Origin of the sequence: Actinoplanes sp. CA-051413, from assembly GCF_050955795.1 — a bacterium.
Taxonomy (GTDB): Bacteria; Actinomycetota; Actinomycetes; order Mycobacteriales; family Micromonosporaceae; genus Actinoplanes.
Genome location: NZ_CP192100.1, coordinates 3,844,405 through 3,866,051 on the forward strand (window position 1 = coordinate 3,844,405; position 21,647 = coordinate 3,866,051).

General features: G+C 70.8%; 17 protein-coding genes. 7 read left to right on the plus strand and 10 right to left on the minus strand.

The features are described 5' to 3' along the window. Positions 1 to 357: 357 nt before the first annotated feature. The 4 genes from ACQP2Y_RS17945 to ACQP2Y_RS17960 all read right to left on the minus strand — a co-directional run bounded on the left by ACQP2Y_RS17945 (position 358) and on the right by ACQP2Y_RS17960 (position 4,151). Positions 358 to 1,275: an NAD-dependent epimerase/dehydratase family protein gene (locus ACQP2Y_RS17945; protein ID WP_433729626.1), complete on the minus strand. Its 918-nt coding sequence runs from the start codon at positions 1,273 to 1,275 to the stop codon at positions 358 to 360. Further along, positions 1,272 to 1,865: a dihydrofolate reductase family protein gene (locus tag ACQP2Y_RS17950; RefSeq protein ID WP_433729628.1), complete on the minus strand. Its 594-nt coding sequence runs from the start codon at positions 1,863 to 1,865 to the stop codon at positions 1,272 to 1,274. Before ACQP2Y_RS17950 ends, ACQP2Y_RS17945 begins: the two co-directional genes overlap by 4 nt. Positions 1,866 to 1,873: 8 nt before the next feature. Further along, positions 1,874 to 3,172: an FAD-binding oxidoreductase gene (locus ACQP2Y_RS17955; RefSeq protein ID WP_433729630.1), complete on the minus strand. Its 1,299-nt coding sequence runs from the start codon at positions 3,170 to 3,172 to the stop codon at positions 1,874 to 1,876. A 157-nt stretch (positions 3,173 to 3,329) separates the two neighbouring features. After that, on the minus strand, positions 3,330 to 4,151 hold the full coding sequence (locus ACQP2Y_RS17960; protein ID WP_433729632.1) for a helix-turn-helix domain-containing protein: 822 nt from the start codon (positions 4,149 to 4,151) through the stop codon (positions 3,330 to 3,332). Positions 4,152 to 4,286: 135 nt separating this feature from the next. On the opposite strand from ACQP2Y_RS17960, the gene ACQP2Y_RS17965 reads away from it, so the two are divergent. Both ACQP2Y_RS17965 and ACQP2Y_RS17970 read left to right on the plus strand, forming a co-directional pair. Next, the gene (locus ACQP2Y_RS17965) at positions 4,287 to 6,407 is read left to right on the plus strand and encodes an ATP-binding protein (protein ID WP_433729634.1); all 2,121 of its coding nucleotides are present in this window, start codon (positions 4,287 to 4,289) and stop codon (positions 6,405 to 6,407) included. Positions 6,408 to 6,427: 20 nt separating this feature from the next. Beyond that, positions 6,428 to 7,213, plus strand: coding sequence for a sulfite exporter TauE/SafE family protein (locus ACQP2Y_RS17970; protein WP_433729636.1), 786 nt, complete (start codon positions 6,428 to 6,430; stop codon positions 7,211 to 7,213). A gap of 23 nt (positions 7,214 to 7,236) precedes the next feature. On the opposite strand, the gene ACQP2Y_RS17975 is transcribed toward ACQP2Y_RS17970, so the two are convergent. After that, positions 7,237 to 8,178, minus strand: coding sequence for an LLM class F420-dependent oxidoreductase (locus tag ACQP2Y_RS17975; RefSeq protein ID WP_433729638.1), 942 nt, complete (start codon positions 8,176 to 8,178; stop codon positions 7,237 to 7,239). Between the two features lie 78 nt (positions 8,179 to 8,256). Here ACQP2Y_RS17975 and ACQP2Y_RS17980 point away from each other — a divergent pair, with 78 nt between their 5' ends. From ACQP2Y_RS17980 to ACQP2Y_RS17995, 4 genes are all read left to right on the plus strand, one after another. After that, positions 8,257 to 8,862, plus strand: coding sequence for a TetR/AcrR family transcriptional regulator (locus ACQP2Y_RS17980; protein WP_433729640.1), 606 nt, complete (start codon positions 8,257 to 8,259; stop codon positions 8,860 to 8,862). Positions 8,863 to 9,016: 154 nt separating this feature from the next. Continuing rightward, positions 9,017 to 10,102 carry a M15 family metallopeptidase gene (locus ACQP2Y_RS17985; RefSeq protein WP_433729642.1) on the plus strand — a complete coding sequence of 362 codons (1,086 nt, stop codon included), beginning with the start codon at positions 9,017 to 9,019 and terminating at the stop codon, positions 10,100 to 10,102. A 77-nt stretch (positions 10,103 to 10,179) separates the two neighbouring features. Continuing rightward, positions 10,180 to 11,250, plus strand: a complete 1,071-nt coding sequence (locus tag ACQP2Y_RS17990) for a hypothetical protein (protein WP_433729644.1) — start codon at positions 10,180 to 10,182, stop codon at positions 11,248 to 11,250. Between the two features lie 115 nt (positions 11,251 to 11,365). Further along, positions 11,366 to 12,550, plus strand: coding sequence for an endonuclease (locus ACQP2Y_RS17995; RefSeq protein WP_433729646.1), 1,185 nt, complete (start codon positions 11,366 to 11,368; stop codon positions 12,548 to 12,550). On the opposite strand, the gene ACQP2Y_RS18000 is transcribed toward ACQP2Y_RS17995, so the two are convergent. The 4 genes from ACQP2Y_RS18000 to ACQP2Y_RS18015 form a co-directional block, all read right to left on the minus strand. Continuing rightward, on the minus strand, positions 12,547 to 14,268 hold the full coding sequence (locus tag ACQP2Y_RS18000; RefSeq protein WP_433729648.1) for an acyl-CoA dehydrogenase family protein: 1,722 nt from the start codon (positions 14,266 to 14,268) through the stop codon (positions 12,547 to 12,549). The two genes, ACQP2Y_RS17995 and ACQP2Y_RS18000, sit on opposite strands and share 4 nt — an antisense overlap. Before the next feature lie 29 nt (positions 14,269 to 14,297). Further along, the gene (locus tag ACQP2Y_RS18005; RefSeq protein ID WP_360816823.1) at positions 14,298 to 14,849 is read right to left on the minus strand and encodes a PadR family transcriptional regulator; all 552 of its coding nucleotides are present in this window, start codon (positions 14,847 to 14,849) and stop codon (positions 14,298 to 14,300) included. 55 nt (positions 14,850 to 14,904) lie between these two features. Further along, complete coding sequence (locus tag ACQP2Y_RS18010; RefSeq protein WP_433731991.1) at positions 14,905 to 16,695, minus strand: family 43 glycosylhydrolase; 1,791 nt, start codon at positions 16,693 to 16,695, stop codon at positions 14,905 to 14,907. Positions 16,696 to 16,790: 95 nt separating this feature from the next. Next, entirely contained in the window at positions 16,791 to 17,966 is a 1,176-nt protein-coding gene (locus tag ACQP2Y_RS18015; RefSeq protein WP_433729651.1) for a carbohydrate binding domain-containing protein, read from the minus strand. Positions 17,967 to 18,242: 276 nt separating this feature from the next. Here ACQP2Y_RS18015 and ACQP2Y_RS18020 point away from each other — a divergent pair, with 276 nt between their 5' ends. Then, positions 18,243 to 19,811, plus strand: coding sequence for a sigma-70 family RNA polymerase sigma factor (locus tag ACQP2Y_RS18020; RefSeq protein ID WP_433729653.1), 1,569 nt, complete (start codon positions 18,243 to 18,245; stop codon positions 19,809 to 19,811). Between the two features lie 529 nt (positions 19,812 to 20,340). On the opposite strand, the gene ACQP2Y_RS18025 is transcribed toward ACQP2Y_RS18020, so the two are convergent. Further along, on the minus strand, positions 20,341 to 21,033 hold the full coding sequence (locus ACQP2Y_RS18025; protein ID WP_433729655.1) for a GntR family transcriptional regulator: 693 nt from the start codon (positions 21,031 to 21,033) through the stop codon (positions 20,341 to 20,343). Between the last annotated feature and the right edge of the window lie 614 nt (positions 21,034 to 21,647).

Sequence of the window (21,647 nt, forward strand, 5' to 3'; positions counted from 1 at the left end):
AGCCTGGAGCAGGGGTCCTCCTGGTGCGGAGGTGGGCCGAAGCGTCGTTGAGTCATGGTCATGCCTTCCGGTTGCGGTGACGGCGCGTCCGAAACGGAAGGGGCCAGACTTCGGGAATCACATCACGGCGCGGGCACATCGGCAAGCGCTGTCCGCCCGGCTCGGGATGTGTCGGAGTGGTGCCGGGCCGTGCCGGGTGTTTCCTCGTGCGCGGGGCCTGGTCGGCCGCGGCCGGCTGTTGGCTCGTGCGCGGGGCCCAGCTGGCCGCGGCAGGGTGTTGGCTCGTGCGCGGGCCCAGCCGGCCGCGGCCGGGTGTTTCTTCAGGCCGCGTTGTCGGCGCGCCAGGTCTGATTTTCCTCAGCGCGCGTTGTCGGATCGCCAAGTGACGTAATCGGCCACTGCCTCAGCGATGCCGAAGGCAGGTGTGAAACCGGAGGCGAGGGTGAGCCGGGTGATGTCGAGGTGAGGATCCGGACCGGGACCGTGCTGCCGTCCAGGCAGCATTTCGGGCCGCACCCCAGGAATGACTGCATGCAACGCATCCGCAAGCTCGCGGTTGGTGATCGGCCGGCCGCTGGACACGTTGTAGGTGGTGTGCCGAAGCGTCCGCGCGTTCATCAAGAGAGCGATCGCCCGTCCGGCGTCCGGCGCGTAGCAGCTGTCGCCGCCGTCGTCGGCGTGCAACGGCCGAGGCCGTTCCCCGCGCAGGGCAGCGCTGACATAGGGCGGGATCGGGTTGAACGGAGACTCCGGATCCATCAGCGGCCCCCAGATGCTGCCGATCCGCAGGACTACCGGCTGCACTGCGGTGCCCGCGAGACTGTGGATGGTGAGTGGTTCGACGGCCTTCTTGAACGCGATGATCAGGTGTGGCAGCTCCACGCTGGGCAGCGGGAGCTCCTCGTGCCAGGGGATCTGGGACCGGCCGATGTAGACACCGATGCTGCTGGCGACCGCGAACCTGCGGACGTTCCACGCGCGTGCGGCGTCGAGTGCGTTGAGCAGACCGGCCGTGTCCGTACGGAAGAAGCCGACCGGATCCTCGGCCGGGATGGTGCCGGCGAGGTGGACGATGTCGCTGATCTCGTGACGCTCGCCGAGGGCCAGGAAGGCGTCCCGGTCGGTGACATCCAGGGACTCCACGGTGACGCCGGCGAGAAACGACGGAACCTCGGTCCGGCGGTGCGCGGTGACCACGACCTCGTGTCCGAGCTCGACGAGAGCACGGGCGGTGTGGGCGCCGATCATGCCGAGCCCGCCGGTGACAAGGATCATCGGACCACCTCGTAGTGCAGGTGCGTCACACCGGGCGCCGGGACGGCCGCCAGCAGGTTCAGGTTCACGTGCTCCGGAAGCTCCTGGAAGAAGCGGCGTCCGGCGCCCAGCAGGATCGGCACCTGATGCAGGATCACCTCGTCAACGAGTCCCGCCGCCAGCGCCGCGGTCGTCACGCCGCCGCCCATGAGCCCCACGTCCTTGCCGCCGGCGGCCTCCCGGGCGGCGGTGACCGCGTCCTCGATGCCGGTGCTGACGAAGATCTGCCGCTCGTTGCTCTGCGGCGCCGGGCGATGACTGAGCACCACCAACTGCGCGTCCGGGTGCGGGGTACCACCCGTGGACCAGCCGGAGTCGTCATAGGTGTTGCGGCCGGCCAGGGTGGCGCCGACTCGGCCGGCCAGGGCGTCGAAGACGGGGGCGCTGGGCTCGCTCATCCGGAACCCGTCGAACACCTTGCTGGGCGTGTCGCCGCTGAAGTACCAGTCGAACAGCATCGGCGCGTCACCGAGGCCGCGGCCGGCGCCGGGATCGCGACCGGTGATGAAACCGTCGACCGAGACGGACAGTCCGACGATGACCTTGCTCATGGTGCTCCCTAAGGTGCGGATGAGATGGCTTGCGGGAAGGTGAAGAGCCGGTACGGGTCGTAGGCGTCCTTGACCGCTACCAACCGGGGGTAGTTGTCCCCGTGGTACGCAGCGGCCCAGTCGTCGAGCGCGGGATCGGGAAAATTGGGATAGACGCGGCCCGACCCGTCGGCGTGCGCGCCCGCCCACGAGTCGTCGACCCACGGATCGGTGGCCCCGCCGATGTGCTCCAGCAGGAAGCGCTCCCGGCGATGGGCGAACGCGGTGGCGTCCGGGGCGACCCGGTTGTAAGCCCCGCCCATCGCGGTGAAGGTGAGCTGCCGCCGGCCCACGGTGCCGGGTTCGCGAAGCCGGGCCAGCAGCGCGGCGAGAGTGTGCACGGACATCGCGTGGGAGAAGAACTCCGACCTGATCCGCGGGGCGCGCCCGGTCGAGTCCCGCGGGTCGGCGAAGGTGGTCTTCAGGCGGTGGTACGGCAGGCCGGCGCGCACCTCGACCGTGGCGGCCACTCCTGCAGGGCCGGTGAACTGCCGCAGCAGGTCCTGGGTCGCCTTTTCACCGAGGGTGGCTGCGCCGGTGAGGGTTGCTCGGACGGGTACGCCGGGTTCGGCCGCCAGGGTGAGGTTGACGGTGAGCTCGTCCGGGGCGTCGGGTGCCCAGACCTGCCAGGCGGTGGCCACTTGCTCGGCGGCGACGTCCGGCCAGTGCGCCTCGATGCGGGTGGTCGTCGGCTCCTCGACGGTGTCGAACCGCAGGGCAGTGACGACGCCGAACTGGCCGCCGCCCGCGCCGCGCAGAGCCCAGAAAAGTTCCGGCTCGAGGTGGTGATCGCACTTCACGACGCTGCCGTCCGCGAGCACGATCTGGGCACCGACGAGGCGGTCGCAGGTGAGGCCGTACCGGCGGCCGAGCAGCCCGATGCCACCGCCGAGCGTGAGGCCGGCGATGCCGACAGTGGGACCGCAGCCGGCTGGAAGGGTGCGGCCGTGGGCGTGCAGGGCGGCATACAGCTGACCCAGGCGGGCGCCGGCTCCGACGAGGGCGACGCCGTCATCGGCCACGGCGATGCCGTCGAGGCCGGACATGTCCAGAACGATCCCGTCGGTCGATGACCGGCCTGCGAAACAGTGCCCGCCGCCGCGAGCGGCGATGCGGTCACCTTTGGTTGACGCGAACCTGATGGTGTTCACGACATCCGAAACCGACCGGCACAGCACCACCAGCCGGGGACGCATCTCCCGGCGGGCATCGTCCGGGCTGATCAACTCGCCGTCGAGCGAAGCGCGGAACTCGGTCAGGTCAGGCACGAGGTCGACACTAGGAGCGGCGTGCCGAGCGATTCTTGAACAAATCGCGCACGCGCAGCGGCGGACTGCCGAGTAGCGCGCGCTCAGCCATGCGGCGCAGGCCAGTCGGGTTGCGTGCGTTCCGTCGCGCGGCGCCGGCGTGCCGTGTCGCGCCGGCTCAGACGCGTAGCGGCGGCCTGCTTCGGATGGCGAGGAAGGGCTGGTAGGAGGCGGTGTGGTCGTGACCGCAGGCGCACCGATCGACGTCGCCGCCGAGGAGCTGGCGTGGGGTGAGGCCGGTCAGGCGCATACATTCCCGGCTCAGGTGCGCCTGATCAGCGTAACCCGCGTCTACCGCGAGTCCCGCCACGCTGTCCGCGCCGGCTTGCGCCAGGGCGAGGAAGCCCTGGAACCGCAACGTCCGCTGGAGAACCTTCGGACTCAGCCCGACGGCGTGCAGGCAACGGCGGCGCAGCTGGCTGGGGGACAGCGCCAGGTGGGTGGCTACGGCATCAACGGCTATCGGCTGCCACGGCATCAACGCCTGGACGGCCGCGCGCATGAGCGGATCCACCCGTACCGCAGCAGTCCGGAACTCCCGCAGCAGGTGGTCCTGCAGGAGCTGGAGTGCCCGCTCGCGCGTACCGGCTCCCGCGACCGCCTCCGCGAGGCGGTCTGCCAGGCTTCCCCACAGCTCCGCCAGGCCCAGCCGTTGATCCACCAGGTCGTCGAGCACCGTCGTGAGCAGCGGCGCGACCCCCGGCCAGAACCGAACCCCGACGAGGGCGGTGCCGGCCGGAATGATCTCGATCTCCGGACCGGTCAGCGGACCGAGCAGTTGCGGACGCCCACCGATCGGGAAGTGGATCTCGACGCCGCCGGTGGGCAGGTGACGGTGCACGGAGGCCGTCGCGCCGGTCCGCTGCACCCAGACGGTCCGCACCACGCCCGCCAGACCGGGCAGCGGCGCCCGCTCGACGTAGGACTCGACAGCCGTCACTTACGCACTGAAGCGCTCCGCCCGGACCGCAGTCAAGGTGCCAGCTGTGACCAATGCGACCAGACAACCGTAGTGAGGGTTGTGGGGGAGTGCGTTCGCGGGATGTGAGCGCTGCGTTGGGCGCATAGTCGGTTCATGGGTCGTCCTCGGCGGGTCAGGGGCTGGTGGCGGTTTGTCGCCTGGCCACTCGTCGCGTGGCTGCTGCTGTGCGCCGGGCTGGTCTCCGCTGTGCTCTGGGCGCAGCGGTCCTCCGAGCAGGAGCTGCGGCAGCGGTTCGAGCTGCGGATCTCCATCGGCGCCGACTTCGTGTCCCGCTACGTCGCCGATCTCATCGAACGTGAGCGGGCCCAGGCCGTGCAGTTCCTGTCCGCCGCTACCGTTGACGAGCGCACGTTCTCGCAGTCGGTGGCCGCTTTCGGTTATCCGGCCGCGGTGCTGCTCGACGGGGACGGCCGGTTGATGCAGGTGGTGCCGGCCAATCCTGATCTGATCGGCCAGGACCTCACCCCGCGGTATCCGCATCTGCGTACCGCGGTCCGGGAGGGGCGGCCCGCGGTGTCTCCGGTGGTGCGGTCGGCGGCCCGGGGGGTGCCGGTGGTCGGGTTCGCCGTGCCGTTCACCACCCCGTACGGCCGGCGGGTCTTCTCCGGGGCTGTTGAGGTGGCCACCAGCCCGCTGGGCGGGTACTTGCAGCACGCCGTCGACCTTCCCGGCACCGACGTCTCCCTGATCGACGCCGGCGGCACCGTGGTCGGCGGGAGCCGGGAGGCGCACACGGGCCTCGACACGATCGCCGACCGGGATCCCGCGCTGGCGGAGGCAATGCAGGATCAGTCGAGCGGCCTGCTATCCACTGAGGACGGTGACCGCTATTTCGTGATCGGGCCGGTGCGCGGTAGCCCGTGGCGGCTGCTGGCCACTGTTCCGTACAGCGTGCTTCAGCGACCGGTGATGGGCGCGAACATCGGCACGATGGCGGCCGCCGCCGGGCTGCTGGGCATCGGCGGCCTCGCCGTTGTCCTGCGGGCCCGTGCGGCCCGGAACCGGGCGGCGTTGCACGCCACCGAGAAGCAGTTCCGCGAGGTGTTCGAGAACTCGCTCGTCGGGATGGCGATCACCGGTACGGACGGACGGGTGAGCCGGACCAACGCGGCGCTGGACCGGTTGCTCGGCCGGCGTTCGGGTGAGATGGAAGGCCGGGCCTGGAGTGAGCTCCTGGAACCGGACGACCGCGAGGCCGGCGTCGAGCTGATGCGTCAGACCGGTACGGGCAGCATCCCCGGCTTCACTGTCACCAGCCGCTACCTGCACGCCGACGGGCACACGGTGTGGGTGAACCAGACCAGCACTCTGCTGACCGGCCGGGAGGACCGCTCGGACGAGGTCGCAACGCAACTCGTCGACGTCACCGAACAGCGCGCGCTCCAGCAGGCCGAACAGCGCCACGCCGAGGAGGTGGCCGCGAGGGCGGCGGCCCTCGCCCGAGCCAACGAGCAGCTGGAGGCGGCCAACCAGCGGGTCGCCGACCTCGTCGCCATGCTCACCCACGACGTCCGGCAGCCCATCGCGATGATCACCGGGTACTGCGAGATCCTGACGGACGAGTGGGACGACCAGGACGACAAGACCCGGCGGCACGACCTCGACCGGATCGCCGCGACGGCGGCGAGCATGAGCGGGTACGTCGAGGAGATCCTCACCCTCACCCAGGTCGACGCCGACACTCTGCTGTCGCGTCCGACCGTCCTCGGCGCCGGTGCCGCTGTCGCCGACGCGCTCACTCACCTGCTGCCCGACCAGCGCCGGGACGTCACCGCCGAGGCGGACCCGGGGCTGACCGTGCGGTGCGATCCCCGGCAGCTGCAGCAGATCCTGGTCAATCTCATCTCCAACGGGCTCAAGTACGGCAGTCCGCCGGTCGTGGTCCGCGCCACCGAGCACGCCGGCGAGGCGTGCATCGAGGTTCTCGATTCAGGTGAAGGTGTGCCTGAAGAGTTCGTGCCGCAGTTGTTCGACCGCTTCACCCGGGCCGGCACCGGCAGCGCGAGCGCCCAGAAGGGGACCGGACTCGGCCTGTACATCGTGCGGCAACTCGCCCACGCCAACGGCGGGACCATCACCTACCGGCCGCGGAATCCCACGGGCGCGTGCTTCACGCTCCGGCTCCCGGCCGGCGAGCGAGACGGTACGCAGGCCACGGCTGCCGGCGAGCCGATCTCTTCCACCGCCGGTCCACGACCGAGGCGTTCGACCTGATCCGCGGGATCATGGTCGGTGTGGTGGAGACGCTGGCGATCCTGGCCGCCGGGTTCTGGGCAGGAATGATCAATGTGGTGGTCGGGTCGGGGACGCTGGTGACCTTCCCGACGCTGCTCCTGTTCGGCTACCCACCGCTGGTCGCCAACGTGTCCAACAACATCGGCCTGGTCGGCGGGGGCATCACCGGCACCTTCGGCTACCGGCGAGAGCTCGCTGGCCGGCGCCGTGAGCTGCGCAGGCTCCTGCCTGCGTCAGTGCTCGGCGGAGTAACCGGCGCCGTCCTGCTACTGATCCTGCCGGACGACGCGTTCCAGGCGATCGTGCCGGTCCTGATCGCCGTCGGCCTGGTCATGGTGGTGTGGGGACCGGCGCTGCAGCGGCGCGCAGCCCGCGGCCGGGATACCAGCGCGGACGACGGGAGCCTGGCGACCCTGACCCCGGGACGGCTGGCGGCCGTGCTCATCGGCGTCTACGTGCTGGGCATCTACGGCGGCTACTTCGGCGCCGCGCAGGGCGTGCTGCTCGTCGGTCTGATGAGCGTGCTCACCGCCGAGGGCATCCAGTCCATCACCGGGCTCAAGAATCTGCTCACCACCGCCGTGAACGCGATCGCCGCCGTGACCTTCCTGCTCGTCTCGCCGGAGTCGGTCGACTGGACGGTCGTGCTGCTGATCGCGGCCGGCGCGACGGTCGGCGGCGTGGTCGGTGCGCGGTTCGGCCGCCGGCTGCCGCCGTGGCTGATGCGGGCGCTGATCGTCGTGGTGGGGGTTGCGGCGATCGTGCGCATGCTCATCCTCGGCTGAGCCGACGGCCCCAGTCGTTACGGTCAGGCCGCGACGAGCGGCTTGAGCGCGGCGCCGACCGCGGAGACGACGCCGGGTCGGTGACCGTTGCGGATCAGGTTGATGGTGATCCCGTCGATCCCGGCCCCGAGCACCTTCTCCCGCAGCTGGTCGGCGACCTGTTCGGGGGTGCCGAGGAAGGCCCGGTTGCGACGGTCCTCGGGCACGGTCTCGCCGAGCTCCTTCACCTCCTGCTCGGTCTCGCCGACCATGCCCATGCACAGGTAGCTGGTCGCCAGGGTGGCCGGGTCGCGGCCGATCTCCTCGCACCGCTGCCGCAGGACGGCGACCTTGCGGGGCAGGTCGTCGACGTCGCAGATGATGTTCATGTGGTCGGCGAAGCGCGCGGCCAGCCGGAACGTCTTCTGCTCACCGCTGCCGCCGAGCATGATCGGCACGGTCGGGCGCACCCGCGGGTTGTTCATCGCGCCGCGCGCCGTGTACCACTTGCCGTCGAGCGACGCCGGCTCACCCTTGAGCATCGGCGCGATGATGGTCAGCGCCTCCTCCAGCCGTTCGAAGCGCTGGCCGAAGCTGCCGAACTCGAAGCCGTAGTCGTGGTGCTCCCGCTCGAACCAACCGGCGCCGATGCCCAGGATGGCCCGGCCCCGGGAGACCACGTCGAGGGTGGTCACGGTCTTGGCCAGCAGGGTGGGATTGCGGTACGTGTTCCCGGTGACCAATGTGGACAGCTGGACCGTCGAGGTGAGCGACGCGAGGGCACCGAGCGTCGTGTACGCCTCCAGCATCGCGTTCTCCGGCGCGCCGATGCCGGGCAGCTGATAGAAGTGGTCCATCACCAGCACCGTGTCGAAGCCCGCGGCCTCGGCCTCCCGGGCCTGCGCGGCGACCGTGCCGAAGGTGTCCTCGACCGGGACGCCGGGGTAGGTGAAGTTCGGAATCTGGTACCCGAGCCGGATGCTCACAGTGCCTCCGCCATGTAAGAGGGCTATCACTTGCTAATGTAAGAGGCCTCTTACTCGATGGCAAGTCAGGGGGCAGGTGTGTCGGCGGTCCGCAAGTACCACCACGGCGACCTGCGCGCCGCCCTGATCGAGGCCAGCTTCGACCTGCTCGCCGAGGGCGGCCTGCAGCGCTTCTCGGTCGCCGCGGTCGCGCGCCGGCTGGGTGTCAGCTCCGCGGCGCCGTACCGGCACTTCCCGGACCGTGACCACCTGCTCAGCGCGATCTCGGCCACCGCCGCCCGCGACCTGCGGGCCGCGATCACCGACGCCGCGGCGGCGGCCGGCACCGACCCGGCCGACCGCCTGGCCGCGGTGGCGGGCGCCTACGTCCGGTACGTCGTCCGCACCGGCGCCGGCTTCCACGTCATCTACGCCGCCGACCTCTACCGGGTCCCCGACGACGCCCGCCGCGAGCAGACCCGGGCACTGATGACCACGCTGTTCGACCTGGCCGCCGCGACCGGCGCACCCTCGTACGAGGAAGACGTCCTGCTCGTGGAGGCGACGATCGCCGTGGCCCACGGCTACGCCTCGCTGTTCGCCGACGGTTTCTTCGCCCGCAACGCCGGCACCGTCGACGCGATCGCCGCCCGGGCCGTGCAGGCTGCCCGCGCTCTGCTCGCCCCCTCGACCGCCGGGCAGTAGACCCGGCCCGGTCCGCCGGCAACCTGTCCGCTCCGGCACCGAGCCGCGGCTGCACCTGTGGGGCACGAGAGTCGTCTGGAGACCACTTCCCGGAGGTTGACGCCTGCCTCCGCCCACCCGCCCTGACCGCTTGAGGCCGAGGAGCGCACCCCAGATGACGACCCGACAGCAATCCCGACACGATCCGCGGCCGGCCCGCATCCTGCGCTCGCGAGCCGCGGCGATCCTCGCTGCCCTCGCCGTGGCCCTGACCGTGGGCGGCGTGCCCAGCCCCGCATCGGCTGCCGCGCCGCGCGTCGCGCAGAGCTGGTCGTCGCTGATGTACCACAGCCTCACGCCCAGCCCGAAGTACGTGCAGCTGCGCAAGACGCTCGCGGCTCAGCGGGCCACCCTCGCGGCCCGGGCAGTTCAGGTGAGCAAGGGCAAGGTCACGCAGACCTCCGCTCAGACCCGGCTCACCACGGCCGTCAACGCTGACGCTGCCGCCCGTACCCGATATGCAGTCGCGGGTGAGGCCCTGACCAGCGCGAGAAACACGCTTACCGTGGTGTCGCTGCAGCGCCCGCGCGCCGGCGCGGCGGTGACCGGGGCGAAGAACGCCATCGCCGCCGCGGCGAAGACGGTGACCACCCGCCGGGCGGAGGCGTCCCTGGCCGCCACCGAGCTGAAGAAGGCCCAGGCCGCGGCCCGCACCGCCACCGTCGGCCTGGACAAGGCGATCACCTCGTGGCAGTCCGCGTCCGCCACGGTCCGGACCAACCAGCAGAAGCTCATCGCGCTCGACAAGTCGGCCGAGCTGGCCCGCGAGGCCGCGGCACTGAGCCGCACGGTCGTCACCGAGGTCCGGGCGCGTTTCTCCGTCGCCGACACCACCTCCGTCAACGGCATCACCGTGCACAAGAACGTCGCGTTCGCGTTCCGGCGGATGATGGCCGACGCGAAAGCGGACGGGGTCCTGCTCTCCGGCGGCGGCTTCCGCACCAAGCAGCGCCAGATCGAGCTGCGCACGATCAACGGCTGCCCCGACGTCTGGACCGCGCCGGCCTCCTCGTGCCGGGTGCCGACGGCGATCCCGGGCCGGTCTCTGCACGAGCTGGGCCTGGCTGTCGACGTCACCGCCGGCGGGCGGTCGCTGACCGCGGCCAGCCCGGGGTTCCGGTGGCTGGTCGGGCACGCCGCCAAGTACGGATTCGTGAACCTGCCGTCGGAGCCGTGGCACTGGTCGATCACCGGCGGCTGACCCGGTGCCGTGCCCCCACGGCGTCCTGATGTTCGCCTAACCTGGATCCGGGCGATGTGAAGGCGAACGGGGGACTCATGAGAACATCTCGACGTCAGCTGTCCATCGTGGCCGGTGTGGCGCTGGTGCTGGCCGGTGCGCCGGCATCCGCCGCCGTGGCCGCGGCCGACACGGCCGCGCCGACGCTCACCTCGATCACGTTGTCCCGGGAGTCGATCGACGTGGCGGGCGCCGAGGTGCAGCTGCTCACCGTCAACGTGGGGCTCACCGACGATGTCGGCGTGGCGTCCTTCGACGATCAGGCCATGGGCACCGGCCCCACCCCGTCCCTGCTGTTCGGAAGCCAATTGGTTCCGGTCGGCCTGGTGCCCGGCACCGGCACCCCGCGCAACGGTGTGTGGACCGGCGTCGTGGCCGTCACCTCCGACTGGGCTGCCACGGAACGGCCGGTCAAGGTCTTCGCCCAGGACGACGCCGGCAACCGTCTGGTCGTCGATCCGAGCACCGTCATCGACGTTCCGGCAGTCACCGTGCGCAGTTCACACACTCCGGTGGTCGACCTGACATTCAGTCCTGACCCGGTGCTGCCGAACGCCGCCTTGACCGCGACGGTGCGGGTGACCGACAAGGGCACCGGCGAGCCGATGCGTAATCTGCCGGTCGTGCTGGGCGAGGACAACACCTGTGTCGAGGACGTGATCTCCAAGCCCGACGGCTACACCGACGGCGACGGCCGCTACCGGCGGGTGTACCCGGCCGGCCAGATCTACGACTTCATCACCTGCGCCTGGGTGCCCGGCCCCAACGTGCCGGGGCAGTGGTCCACCCAGATCGGCTTCACCAACGGCGTCGCGCGGTACAAGTTCGTCGTCAGCGCGACGCCGGCCGGCACGACCGTGCCGGCCGGCACGAACGTCAACGTCAACGGCCAGGTGGTTCCGGCGATCTCGGGCAAGAGCGTCCAGCTGCAACGGCTGTACGGCACCGAGTGGCGCACCGTGGGCACCGGCACCACCCGGTCCACCTCCCGTTTCACCCTGGTGGCCACCCCGCCGGGCGTCGCCACGTACTCGTACCGGGTGTATGTCCCGGGCGACGACCGACACGCCGGCAGCACGTCGGCGGCCTTCACCATCCGGGGCACCTGACCGGTTCGGCTCCCGCACCGGTGCCGCACGTATGACGATGCTGGTATGTCCCCGCGGGCGGACCGCTCGGCCATACTCTGATCAACGTCGATGTGGCCTGGTGAGCGGAGTGCACATGTCCGGACTGATGTCGCGTCGGCGCGCCGCGGCGCTCATGATGCCCGCCGTTCTCGCCGTGCTCGCGCTGGTCGTCACGATGATCCGGGTGCCGGCCGGGATGCTGCCGGCGGCCGCGAGCACCCTGACGGTCGCGCAGGCCATCAGCACTCAGAGCGGCACCGGCACGGTCCGCGGGTACGTCGTCGGCCAGCCCACCGCCACCAACACGGTGCTGTTCGCGAACTTCACCGGTGACACGGCCATCGCCATCGCGGACAGCAGCAGCGAGACCGACCCCGGCGACATGCTTTACGTGCAGGTCACCAGCGCCTACCGGGCGACCTTCGGGCTGCAGGGCAACCCCGGCCTGCTCCGCGACCCGGTCACCGTCACCGGCACGCTGACCGCCTACTTCACGCATCCGGGCCTCAAGTCCCCGTCCGCGATGACCCTCGGCGGCAGCACACCCACGCCGACGCCGACCGGGCCGACCCCGACGCCGACCGGTTCCACGAGCGCCTACTACGCCGCCGCGGCCGGCAAGTCCGGCGAGAGCCTGAAGAACGCGCTGCACACCATCATCTCCAGCGGCGTCACCACGCTGTCGTACGACGCGGTCTGGAACGCGCTCAAGGCCACCGATCAGGACCCGGCGAACTCGGGGAACGTCATCCTGCTCTACTCCGGCACCAGCCGGTCGAAGTCGCTCAACGGCGGCGACGCCGGGGACTGGAACCGCGAGCACGTCTGGGCCAAATCCCACGGCGACTTCGGCACGGCGGCCGGTCCGGGCACGGATCTGCATCACCTGCGGCCCGAAGACGTACGGGTCAACTCCGAGCGCGACAACAAGGACTTCGACAACGGTGGCACCGCGGTCTCCGACGCCCCGGGCAACCGTACCGACGCCGACTCGTGGGAACCGCGGGCGGCGGTCAGGGGCGACGTCGCCCGCATGATCTTCTACATGGCGGTGCGCTACGAGGGCGGCGACTCGTGGCCCGACCTCGAGGTGGACGACGCGACCGGCAGCGGCACCGCACCGCGGCTGGGCCGGCTCTCCGCGCTGCGGCAGTGGAACCAGCAGGACCCGCCGGACGCCTTCGAGAAGCGCCGCAACGAGCTGATCTACAGCAGCTACCAGCGCAACCGCAACCCGTTCATCGACCGCCCCGAGTGGGTCAGCTCGATCTTCGGTTAGGGCCGCATCTCGTACGCGTCGCAGAGGGCGACCACGTCCTGCCACACCGCGGCGGTACGGGCGGCGTCCCACACCGGGCGGCGGATGTGTGCGAGAGCCCAGGCGGCCTGCTCCTCGGTGGTGGCCGCCTTGCCGCCCAGCTCGGTCGCGTACGCGGAGAAGTCCTGGACCAGGATCGCGAACATCTCGTCCAGCAGCCCGCTGTCGAGACCGGTCAGGTCGGCCTGCTCCAGGATGAGCTGGCCGTAGACCACCAGCGCGAACAGCTGGCCCAGCGCGAGCAGGAAGTCGAGGTCACCCTGCTGACCCTCGTCGGGGCCGTGGGCCCGCAGCAGCGCGCACAGCCCGTCGGCCTGCTCCCGGAAACGGGCGACGTTGCGCAGCTCGGCGTGGGCGTCGTAGGCGATGCGCCAGTCGTGGAAACGGATCGAGCCCAGACCGCGGGCCGGGCCCTGGCGGAACAGGAACTCGTCGTCGGCGGCATCGTGGCGCGGCGGTACGGGCTCGAAGCCGGCCGGGTGGAACAGGTAGTTCGGCATGAACTTGAGGATCAGGGCAAGGTTCACATGAACAGTGCCCTCGAGCTTGGGCAGGCCGCGGATGTCCTTGGCCGCCTTGTCGAAGTAGGTGTCCGCCTCGAAGCCCTTGGCCGCGATCACGTCCCAGAGCAGGTCGATGACCTTCTCGCCCTCGGTGGTGACCTTCATCTTGGTCATCGGGTTGAACAGCAGATACCGGCGGTCCTCGGGGCCGGCCGAGCGCAGATAGTCGACCGCGCGATCGCTGAACAGCTTCATCGCCACCAGCCGGACGTACGCATCGGTGAGCTCCCGGCGCACGTGCGGGAAGGCGGTGACCGGCTTGCCGTAGAGCACCCGCCGGTGGGCGTGGGTCACCGCCTCGTACATGGCGTGCTCGCAGATGCCGATGGCGGCGGTGCAGAGGTTGAACTTGCCGACGTTGACGGTGTTGAGCGCGGCGTCGAAGGCGGCCCGGCCGGTGTGCAGCACGTCCCGCTCGCGCACCGGGTAGTCTTCGAGGCGGAACTCGCTGACGAACATCTGCCCGTTCACCACGTTCTTGACCAGGTGGTACGCGGGGTGCCGGCTGTCGGCGGCGAAGAACACGTACCCGTCGGGCCCCTCGACGTCGCCGCGGCGGCCGAAGACCGAGACCAGGCCGGCGACGTTGCCGTTGCCGATGTAGTACTTCATGCCGTCCGCCCGGAAGCCGCCCGCGCCGTCCGGGGTGAGGATCATGTCGGTGGCGTAGATGTCGGCGCCGTGGCCGCGCTCCGACAGGCCGAACGCCATGACATGCCCGTCGGCGAGCAGCTGGGCGGTGTGGGAGCGGGCGATGGCGTTGGTGCTCTGCCACACCGGGCCGAGACCCAGCACGGTCACCTGCCAGGTGTACCAGTAACCGAGGCCGTAGAAGCCGAGGATCTCGCTGAGGGCGGCGTTGCGCGCGGTGTCCCAGCGCTTGTCCGGAGCACCTTCGCCGTCGGCTGCCGGGGTGAGGAAAGTCGCGAACAGGCCCTCCTTGGCGGCGAAGTCCAGGAAGTCGCCGTACCAGGCCCGGTCGATGTAGCTGTTGATCAGCGCCCGCTTGCCCCGGCTCTCGAAGAACTCCACGGTGGCGCGTAGCAGCCGGCGGGTCTCGGGATCGAACTGCGCCGGGTCGTACGTGGTCGGGTTGAACAGCAGCGAGTCGGCCATGGCGGCGTCCCCTCTCTCGGTGGGCGGGGTCAGCGGTCGAGGCCGCGCAGGGTGTCGAGGACGTCGTCGAGCCAGTCCAGCACCATCCGCTCGTACGCGATGCCGCCGCGCAGCACGGTGTGCTGCAGCCGCTGGCCCACGTCGAGGGTCGCGGTGTCGGGGAAATCCCGGCGCTCGCCGGTCAGATAGCGCCGCAGGGTGGCCTCGTGGGTCACCCGGTAGCGCTCGACCTCGGCGATCAGGGTCGCCCGGCCGCCGGCGTCGTCGAAGGCGGCGCCGCGGATCTTGACGGCCAGCTCGTGCCGGACCGCTTCGGGCTGCACGGGAGCGCGCAGCCACGAGGTCAGGGCGGCTCGGCCTGACGCGGCCACGGAGTAGCACCGCTTGTCAGGCCGGCCGCCCTGCCCGATCTCCTCCGCGACGACCCAGCCGTCCGCCTCCATCCGCTTGAGGACGCGGTAGATCTGCTGGTGCGTCGCGGTCCAGAACCGGCCGATGGACCGTTCGAAGCGCCGGGCCAGCTCGTATCCGGACCCCGGCTGCTCCAGCAGGGACACCAGGATCGCGTGCTCGAGGGCCATGCCAGAGCATCCTGCTATGCAACTCGTTGCATAGCAAGCCCGGCGCTACCGCCGATTACCGGATCGAGACGTCGTCGATGGTGAAGCCGTCGGTGCCCGCCATGGTCTCGACGAAGAACGTGGCCTGCGACAACGTCCCGCTCCAGGACACGTTCGCCGTGCCGGACAGCAGCGTCCAGCCGCCCGTGTTCACCGTCGTGGCCGGGGTGAGCTGGACGTAGCTCGTGGTCCCGTTGGCCGTCAGCGCCAGGGTCGCCTTCGCGCTGGGTGTGCCGCTCGTCGACCGCACCCACACCTCGGTGGTGTACGCCTTGCCGTTGGTCAGCCGGGAGGTCACGTCCTGGCCCGGACCGTTCCACGCCCCGGTGCGGCCGGTGACGGTGAGCGCCCGGGTGCCGCTGCGCACGACGCCGGTGCCGGCCGCGAGCGTGCCGCTGCCGTGCGGCTGCCATCCGGTGGTGCCGTCCTCCAGGCCCGGATTGGTGAGCACGTTCCCGCCGCCACCGGTGGAGGTTGAGGTGAACTGCCACCAGTTGAGATTCAGGAGAAAGCCGCTCCCACCGGTGAAGACCAGGTAGAGGTCCTGGGTGCCGGTCGCGCCGCTCACGCCGCAGGTGACCGTGGTCCACGCCTGCCAGCCGCCGGTGCCCGGGGCGGTGCACGTCCCGGCCAGCGTGCCGGTCGGACTGCCCAGGCGTACCTCGATGCGCCCACCGCTGGTCGCGGAAGCCACCCGGGCGGTGAACGACGTGGCGCCGTTGCCGAAGGCGACGCCCTTGACCTTGACGTAGTCGCGGTTCTCGATGTTGGCGACGTTCATCCCGCCCTCGCTGGACGGTTCGGTCTCGACGCCGGACGACCACGCGATGGTCTCCGCCTCCTGACGCACGTACGGATCCACCGGGGCGATCTGCGGCGGGCCGGCCGTCGTCATGGACATGGTCGGGATCGTGCCGTCGGAGCGGTAGGTGAACCGTTCCACGGCGACCGAACGCGTGAATCCACCACCGCCTGGCAACGCGCCGTTGTGGTAGAAGAAGTACGAGTTGCCGTTGAAGTCCACGACGCCGGGGTGGTTGGTGAAGCTGCTGCCCTGGGTGGGCATGACGGTGCCGCGGTAGGTCCACGGCCCGGTCGGCCCGGGGGCGGTGGAGTAGCCGATGAATTCGGAGCAGCACTGGGCGGCGAAGACGTTGTAGTAGATCCCGTTGCGCTTGTAGACCCAGGGTCCTTCCTCGTACAGGGTGGGCCGGTTCGCGACGTTACCGGGACGGGCGCCGAATCCGGCGGTGGTCAGTGGGATCTGAGTCGCGCTGCCGGAGTACGACGTCATGTCGGAGTTCAGGCGCACGTACCACAGGTTCGGGTTACCCCAGTACAGGTACGCCTGCCCGTCGTCGTCGATGAAGACGGTGGGGTCGATCTCACCGTTCTCCACCAGCGGCCGGCCGATGGCGTCGGTGAAGGGCCCGGTGGGGCTGTTCGACACGCCGACCCCGATGGCCATCCGGCCGGTGGCCCGGTTGGTGACGGGCACGTACCAGTAGAACTTGCCGTTGCGGGCAATGACCTGACCGGCCCACGCGTCCTTGCTGGCCCAGCTGAAGGTGGCCAGGCTCATCGGGGAACCGTGGTCGGTCCAGTTCACCATGTCGGCCGAGGAGTAGACCCGCCACTCGCGCATGGTGAACCACGTCGAGGCGTCCTCGTCGTGTCCGGTGTAGAGGTACACCCGGCCGTTGTGGACCAACGGCGCCGGGTCGGCGGTGTAGATGGTCTGCACGATCGGGTTGTCCGCCCGGGCCGGCCCGGCGACCGCCGGCACCAGCGCCAGGGCGCACAGCAGGGCGGTGATCCAGGCGATGCCGCGGCGCGGCCGGCCGGTTGCAGACGGTACGGATGTCGGTCTCACGGCTCTCCTCGGTGAAGCGTCCGGCCGGGTCACTGCAGCGACACGTCGTCGACCAGGAACGGCGTCGTCCCGGCGGTGGTCTCGACGTAGAGGGTGGCGGCGGACACGGTGCCGGACCAGGACACGGTTGCCGTACCGGTCAGCAGCGTCCAGCCGTTGGCGTTGATCGCGCCGTCCGGCGTCAGCCGCACATAGTTCGTGGTGCCGTTCGCGGTGACGGCCAGCGTGGTCTTGACGGTCGCCGTACCGCTCTGGGCGCGGGCCCACACGGCGGTGGTGTAGGTCCTGCCGTTGGTCAGTTTCGACGCCACCGCCTGGCCGGGGCCGTTCCAGGCCGCCGTGCGTCCGGCGGCGAGCAGGGACCGGGAGCCGCCGTGGGCCGTGCCGGTGACGGACGACAGGGTCGCGCTGCCGAACGGGGTCCAGCCCGTGGTGCCGTTCTCCAGGTCGCCGTTGGTGAGCAGGTTGCTGCTGCCGCCGCCCGGGTTGCCGATGCTGCCGGGCACCGCCCGCAGGGCGGCGTACCAGGTGGCGGCCATCTTGTCGTAGCCGCCGGCGGTGGGGTGGACACCGTCGATGAGGTCACCGGTGTTCAGCGCGGCGTGCATGTCGACGAGGTGGACCCGCCGGCCGGCGTTGACCTTGCTCTGCACGATGCCGGGTACGGCGGCGTTGAAGGTCCGCGCGGCTGACTCCTGACCGGCGTTCGCCAGCGGGATGATGGTGGCGACGAGGACGTCGGCGTCCGGGGCGGCCGCGGTGATGTGGTCGATGAGGGTCGACAGCCGGGCCGGTGCACTCGACACGTTGTAGTTCTGCAGGATGTCGTTGGTGCCGATGTGCAGCAGGACGGTGCGCGGCCGGGACGTGTTGAGCCAGCCGGTGATGGAGGCGTCGATCTGGTCGATGCGCCAGCCGGGGTGGCCCTCGTGATCGTGGTCGCCGAGGGAGCCCGGCCCGTTGAACTGCGAGCCGACGAAATCGTTGCGGTAGCCGGCGGCGGCCAGGCGCTGCCACAGGCCGATGCGGTAACCGCCCGGCACCTGGGTGCCTTCGGTGATCGAGTCGCCCAGCGGCATCACGCGCACTCCGCCGTTGGACTCGGCGTGCGCCGCGGTGCCCGGTACAGCCGCGCCGACGAGGACCAGAGCCAGCATGACCAGCATCCGCAGGGCCTGGCGACCGGCGCGGTGGTAAACCTGCACGAGTGCTCCTTCGGTCGATGTGAGCGTTAACATACATTCAGATTCGCCAATGTTGCCAGATTGTTTCGACCCGTTCAAGGGGTGTTTCTTTCCGCCGCGACGGCCTTTCTCATAACACTTTCTCGGGAACGAAATTGAGTGCGACTTCCGTACTCCGGGGCTCATAACGTTTTTCCGGGAAACTTTCTGAGAATGCGGAAACGGGAAAGCCTGGCCACGTCGGGCGCGCCGACGTCGGCGTACGATGCGTTGCCCGGGACGACTAGTGATGGGGAAATGCGAAGCACACGCACCAACGACGCCGCTCTGGTCGCCGCCGCGCAGGCCGGCGATCGCAGAGCGCTGGAAGAGGTGGCCGCGACCTACCTGCCGCTGGTCTACACGATCGTGCGCCGCGGTCTCGGCGCTCACCCGGACGTCGACGACATCGTCCAGGACGTGATGCTGCGGGCGCTGCGGCAGTTGCCGAAACTGCGTACCCCGACGACCTTCCGCGCCTGGCTCGCCGCCATCGCGATCCGGCAGGTCGGCACCCACCTGCGCCGCCGCGACCGCACCGCCGCCCGCACCGCGAACCTGGAGGAGGCCGTCGGGATCCCCGACCCGCACAGCCCTTCCGAGGACGTCACGGCACTTCAGGTCGACCTGTCCCGGCAGCGCCGGCAGGTGGAACGGGCGAGCCACTGGCTCGGCCCCGACGAACGGGCGCTGCTGTCCCTGTGGTGGCTGGAGGTCGCGGACCAGCTGACCCGGGCCGAGCTGGCTTCCGCGCTGGGCCTGAGCGTCGCCCACGCCGGCGTCCGCGTGCAACGGATGCGCACCCAGCTCGAGGCCAGCCGGGCCCTGGTCGCGGCGCTCGACTACCGCCCGCGCTGCCCCCGCCTCGCCGCGGTGGCCGAGGGCTGGGACGGCACGCCGAGTCCACTGTGGCGCAAGCGTCTCTCTCGTCACGTCCGGACCTGCCCGTACTGCGCCCGGGCCGCCGACAGCTTTGTGCTCACCGACCGGCTGCTGCCGATGTTCACCCTGCTGCCGGTCCCGGCCGGCATCGGCTTGCCGCTGCTCGGCAAGCTCGCGCTCGACGGCGCCGCGATCGGCGCGGCCGCACCGGCGGCGCTGACGGGCGCGGCCGGAGCCAAGGCCGGGCTCCTGAGTCAGCTGATCCAGACGGCCACCCTGCATCCCGTGCTCTCGACAGTCGCCGCGGGAACGCTGGCCGCCGGCGCGGCGGTCACCACGGTTCAGCTGGTCCCGTCGGCGCCCGCGCCCGCCCCACGAGTGATAGCGGAACCGACCCGGACGACAGCTCGGCCGCCCGTCGCGGCCGCGCCTACGCCGACGACCGCGCGCTCGACCGCCGCGCCGACGAGACCCGCACCGACATCCGCCGGGCCGTCGGCCACCAGCACCGACACGGTGGCTCTCGGCCCGCTGTCGTTGGAGGCCGGAAACTCCGCCGGGCGGTACGTCGCGACCGAGACCGGCCTCGGCGTCCTGGTCCCGGCCGCCGACGGCGCCACTCGCGCCCGCGCCACCTTCAGCGCGATCGAAGGCCTCGCGGACATCAACTGCTTCTCATTCCGGTACGCCGACGGCCGCTTCCTCCGCCACGCCTCATGGCGCGTCCAACTGAGCCCCAACCAGGGGACGGAGCTGTTCCGCGGCGATGCCACGTTCTGCCCGCGCCCCGGTGCGACGCCGGGCACCGTGCTGCTGGAGGCGTCGAACTATCCGGGCTGGTTCGTGCGCCATCGCGGCGATGAGGTCTGGGTGGATCAGTCCGACGGGACTGTGGGGTTCCGCGCTGATGCCTCGTTCCGGGTCCGGGCTCCGCTCGCGCGATAGGGCGGACATTCCGCGGGGCCGCACCGAGCGATTCGCTCAGCCTTGGGTCAGCGTCTGACGTCGGTGCGTGGTGGTGACCCGAATGGGGGACGCTGCTGCGGCCGATGTCCATGTCTCGATCTATGATCGTCCGGTCTTATCAAATATCAAACGATGGAGGACGCGGGATGACGGACGACGACGATCGGGGCGCCGCCCGCGAAATGCTGCTCGTCGGCGGGCTACTCGTGGTGTTCGTCGGCGTGATCGGCGCCCTCGTCTATCTCGCGGTGAGCTGAGGCGCCGGCACTTGCCACCAGGCCTCATCTCGCGGTGAGCGGGGGCGCCAGCGCTTGCTGCCGGGCCTTATGTCGCGGTGTGCGGAGGCGCCGGCACTCGCCGCCAGGTCTATCTTGCGGTGAGCTGGGGCGCGGGTCACTTGCCGCCAGGCCTGTCTCGCGGTGAGCGGAGGCGCGGCACCTGCTGCCAGGCCTATCGTCGCCGCGCCGGCCACCGGCTCGGCCGGCTCGCTGCGGACCCCGCACGGGACTCACCCGGGCGGTCGACCGTTGTCGCTCTGCTTGGTCATCTTCTCAATGACGCGGGCGTGGGCGTTGGTGATGTGCTCGCGCAGCGCCGCCGCCGCAGCGGCCGGATCATGGGCCACACAGGCCGCGAGGATCGCCTCGTGCTCCCGCAGGATGCGCTCACGGACGCCGGGGGAACGGGTGCCCGCGAAACGGTACCGCTCGCCGTTCTGCCACACCGGCTCGAGCGCGCGGAGCAGCCAGCGAGACTGGGCCGCGGCGTACATGGCGAAGTGGTAGTCAGTGTGGGCCTGCCGAGCGGCAGCCTGATCACCGAGCTCGAGCGCGCGGACGTTGCGCTCCAGGTAGGCCCGGGCCCGGTCGGCGTCCTGCTCGGTGAACCGCGCGGCCGCGCGTTCGATCGCGGTGATTTCCAGCAACATCCGCATGTCGTGGGTGTCGTGGGCATCCTCGATGGTCAGCTCGCGCACCCACGCACCCTTGTGCGGGATCACCTCGACCAGGCCGAGCGCCTCCAGCCGGCGGATCGCCTCACGCACCGGCATCATGCTCATGCCCATGCTGGTCGCGAGGTCGGTGAGGCGCAGCGCGGCACCGCCCTCGAGCTCCCCGACAAGAATCGCCTCATGCAGCTGCGCGGTGGCCGCGTCGGCGAGCGTGGCGTGGATCGGGGGCGCCGGGCGGGCCGACGTCATCCAGCCTCCATCGGGTCGACTCGTTCCGGATCGGACGATCCCGATCTTAGCCAGAGTCACCTGGCTGCCGGTGTGTTCACCGGACCCGAGAGGTGGATCTGGCACGGGGGTGGCCAGGCCGAGGGCCGCGGAGCCTGGCCAGGGTAGGAGCCGGCCCGGGTGGGTGCGTGGCCGGGCAGGTGGCAGTGGGCCCGGTCGGCGAAATGGAACCCGGGCCGGGGCAGCATGGCCCGGTGAGGGCGGCGTGGCCGGACGGCGGCGGCGTGGCTCGGCGAGCACAGCGTGGCCGAGCGAAGGCAGCATGGCCGGGCAGGTGGCTGCGTGGCCGGGTCGGTAGCGGCCTGGCTGGGCGAGGGCAGCGTGGCCGGGCCGGTGGCGGCCTGGCTGGGCCGGTGGCAGAGGGGCCGGGTCGGGAAATGGTTCCGGTCCGGGGCGGCATGGCCAGACGGCGCGCGGCCGGACGACGGCGCGTGGCCGGGTGGGGTCGGCTTGGCCGGCGAGGGCAGCGGTTTCCGGGCCGAGGGGAGGTGGGCCGGGAATCGGGTCCGGGCCGGCGGGCAGCAGGGCCAGATCGAAGGCATCGGTTCCGGATCGAGAGCAGTGGGGCTGGGCGG

Bases quoted from the DNA above. Each gene is read 5' to 3' on its own strand.
- ACQP2Y_RS17950 (WP_433729628.1), bottom strand. From the start codon at position 1,865: ATGAGCAAGGTCATCGTCGGACTGTCCGTCTCGGTCGACGGTTTCATC.
- ACQP2Y_RS17995 (WP_433729646.1), top strand. From the start codon at position 11,366: ATGTCCGGACTGATGTCGCGTCGGCGCGCCGCGGCGCTCATGATGCCC.
- ACQP2Y_RS17985 (WP_433729642.1), top strand. From the start codon at position 9,017: ATGACGACCCGACAGCAATCCCGACACGATCCGCGGCCGGCCCGCATC.
- ACQP2Y_RS17990 (WP_433729644.1), top strand. From the start codon at position 10,180: ATGAGAACATCTCGACGTCAGCTGTCCATCGTGGCCGGTGTGGCGCTG.
- ACQP2Y_RS18005 (WP_360816823.1), bottom strand. From the start codon at position 14,849: ATGGCCCTCGAGCACGCGATCCTGGTGTCCCTGCTGGAGCAGCCGGGG.
- ACQP2Y_RS18020 (WP_433729653.1), top strand. From the start codon at position 18,243: ATGCGAAGCACACGCACCAACGACGCCGCTCTGGTCGCCGCCGCGCAG.
- ACQP2Y_RS17965 (WP_433729634.1), top strand. From the start codon at position 4,287: ATGGGTCGTCCTCGGCGGGTCAGGGGCTGGTGGCGGTTTGTCGCCTGG.
- ACQP2Y_RS18025 (WP_433729655.1), bottom strand. From the start codon at position 21,033: ATGACGTCGGCCCGCCCGGCGCCCCCGATCCACGCCACGCTCGCCGAC.
- ACQP2Y_RS17945 (WP_433729626.1), bottom strand. From the start codon at position 1,275: ATGATCCTTGTCACCGGCGGGCTCGGCATGATCGGCGCCCACACCGCC.
- ACQP2Y_RS18000 (WP_433729648.1), bottom strand. From the start codon at position 14,268: ATGGCCGACTCGCTGCTGTTCAACCCGACCACGTACGACCCGGCGCAG.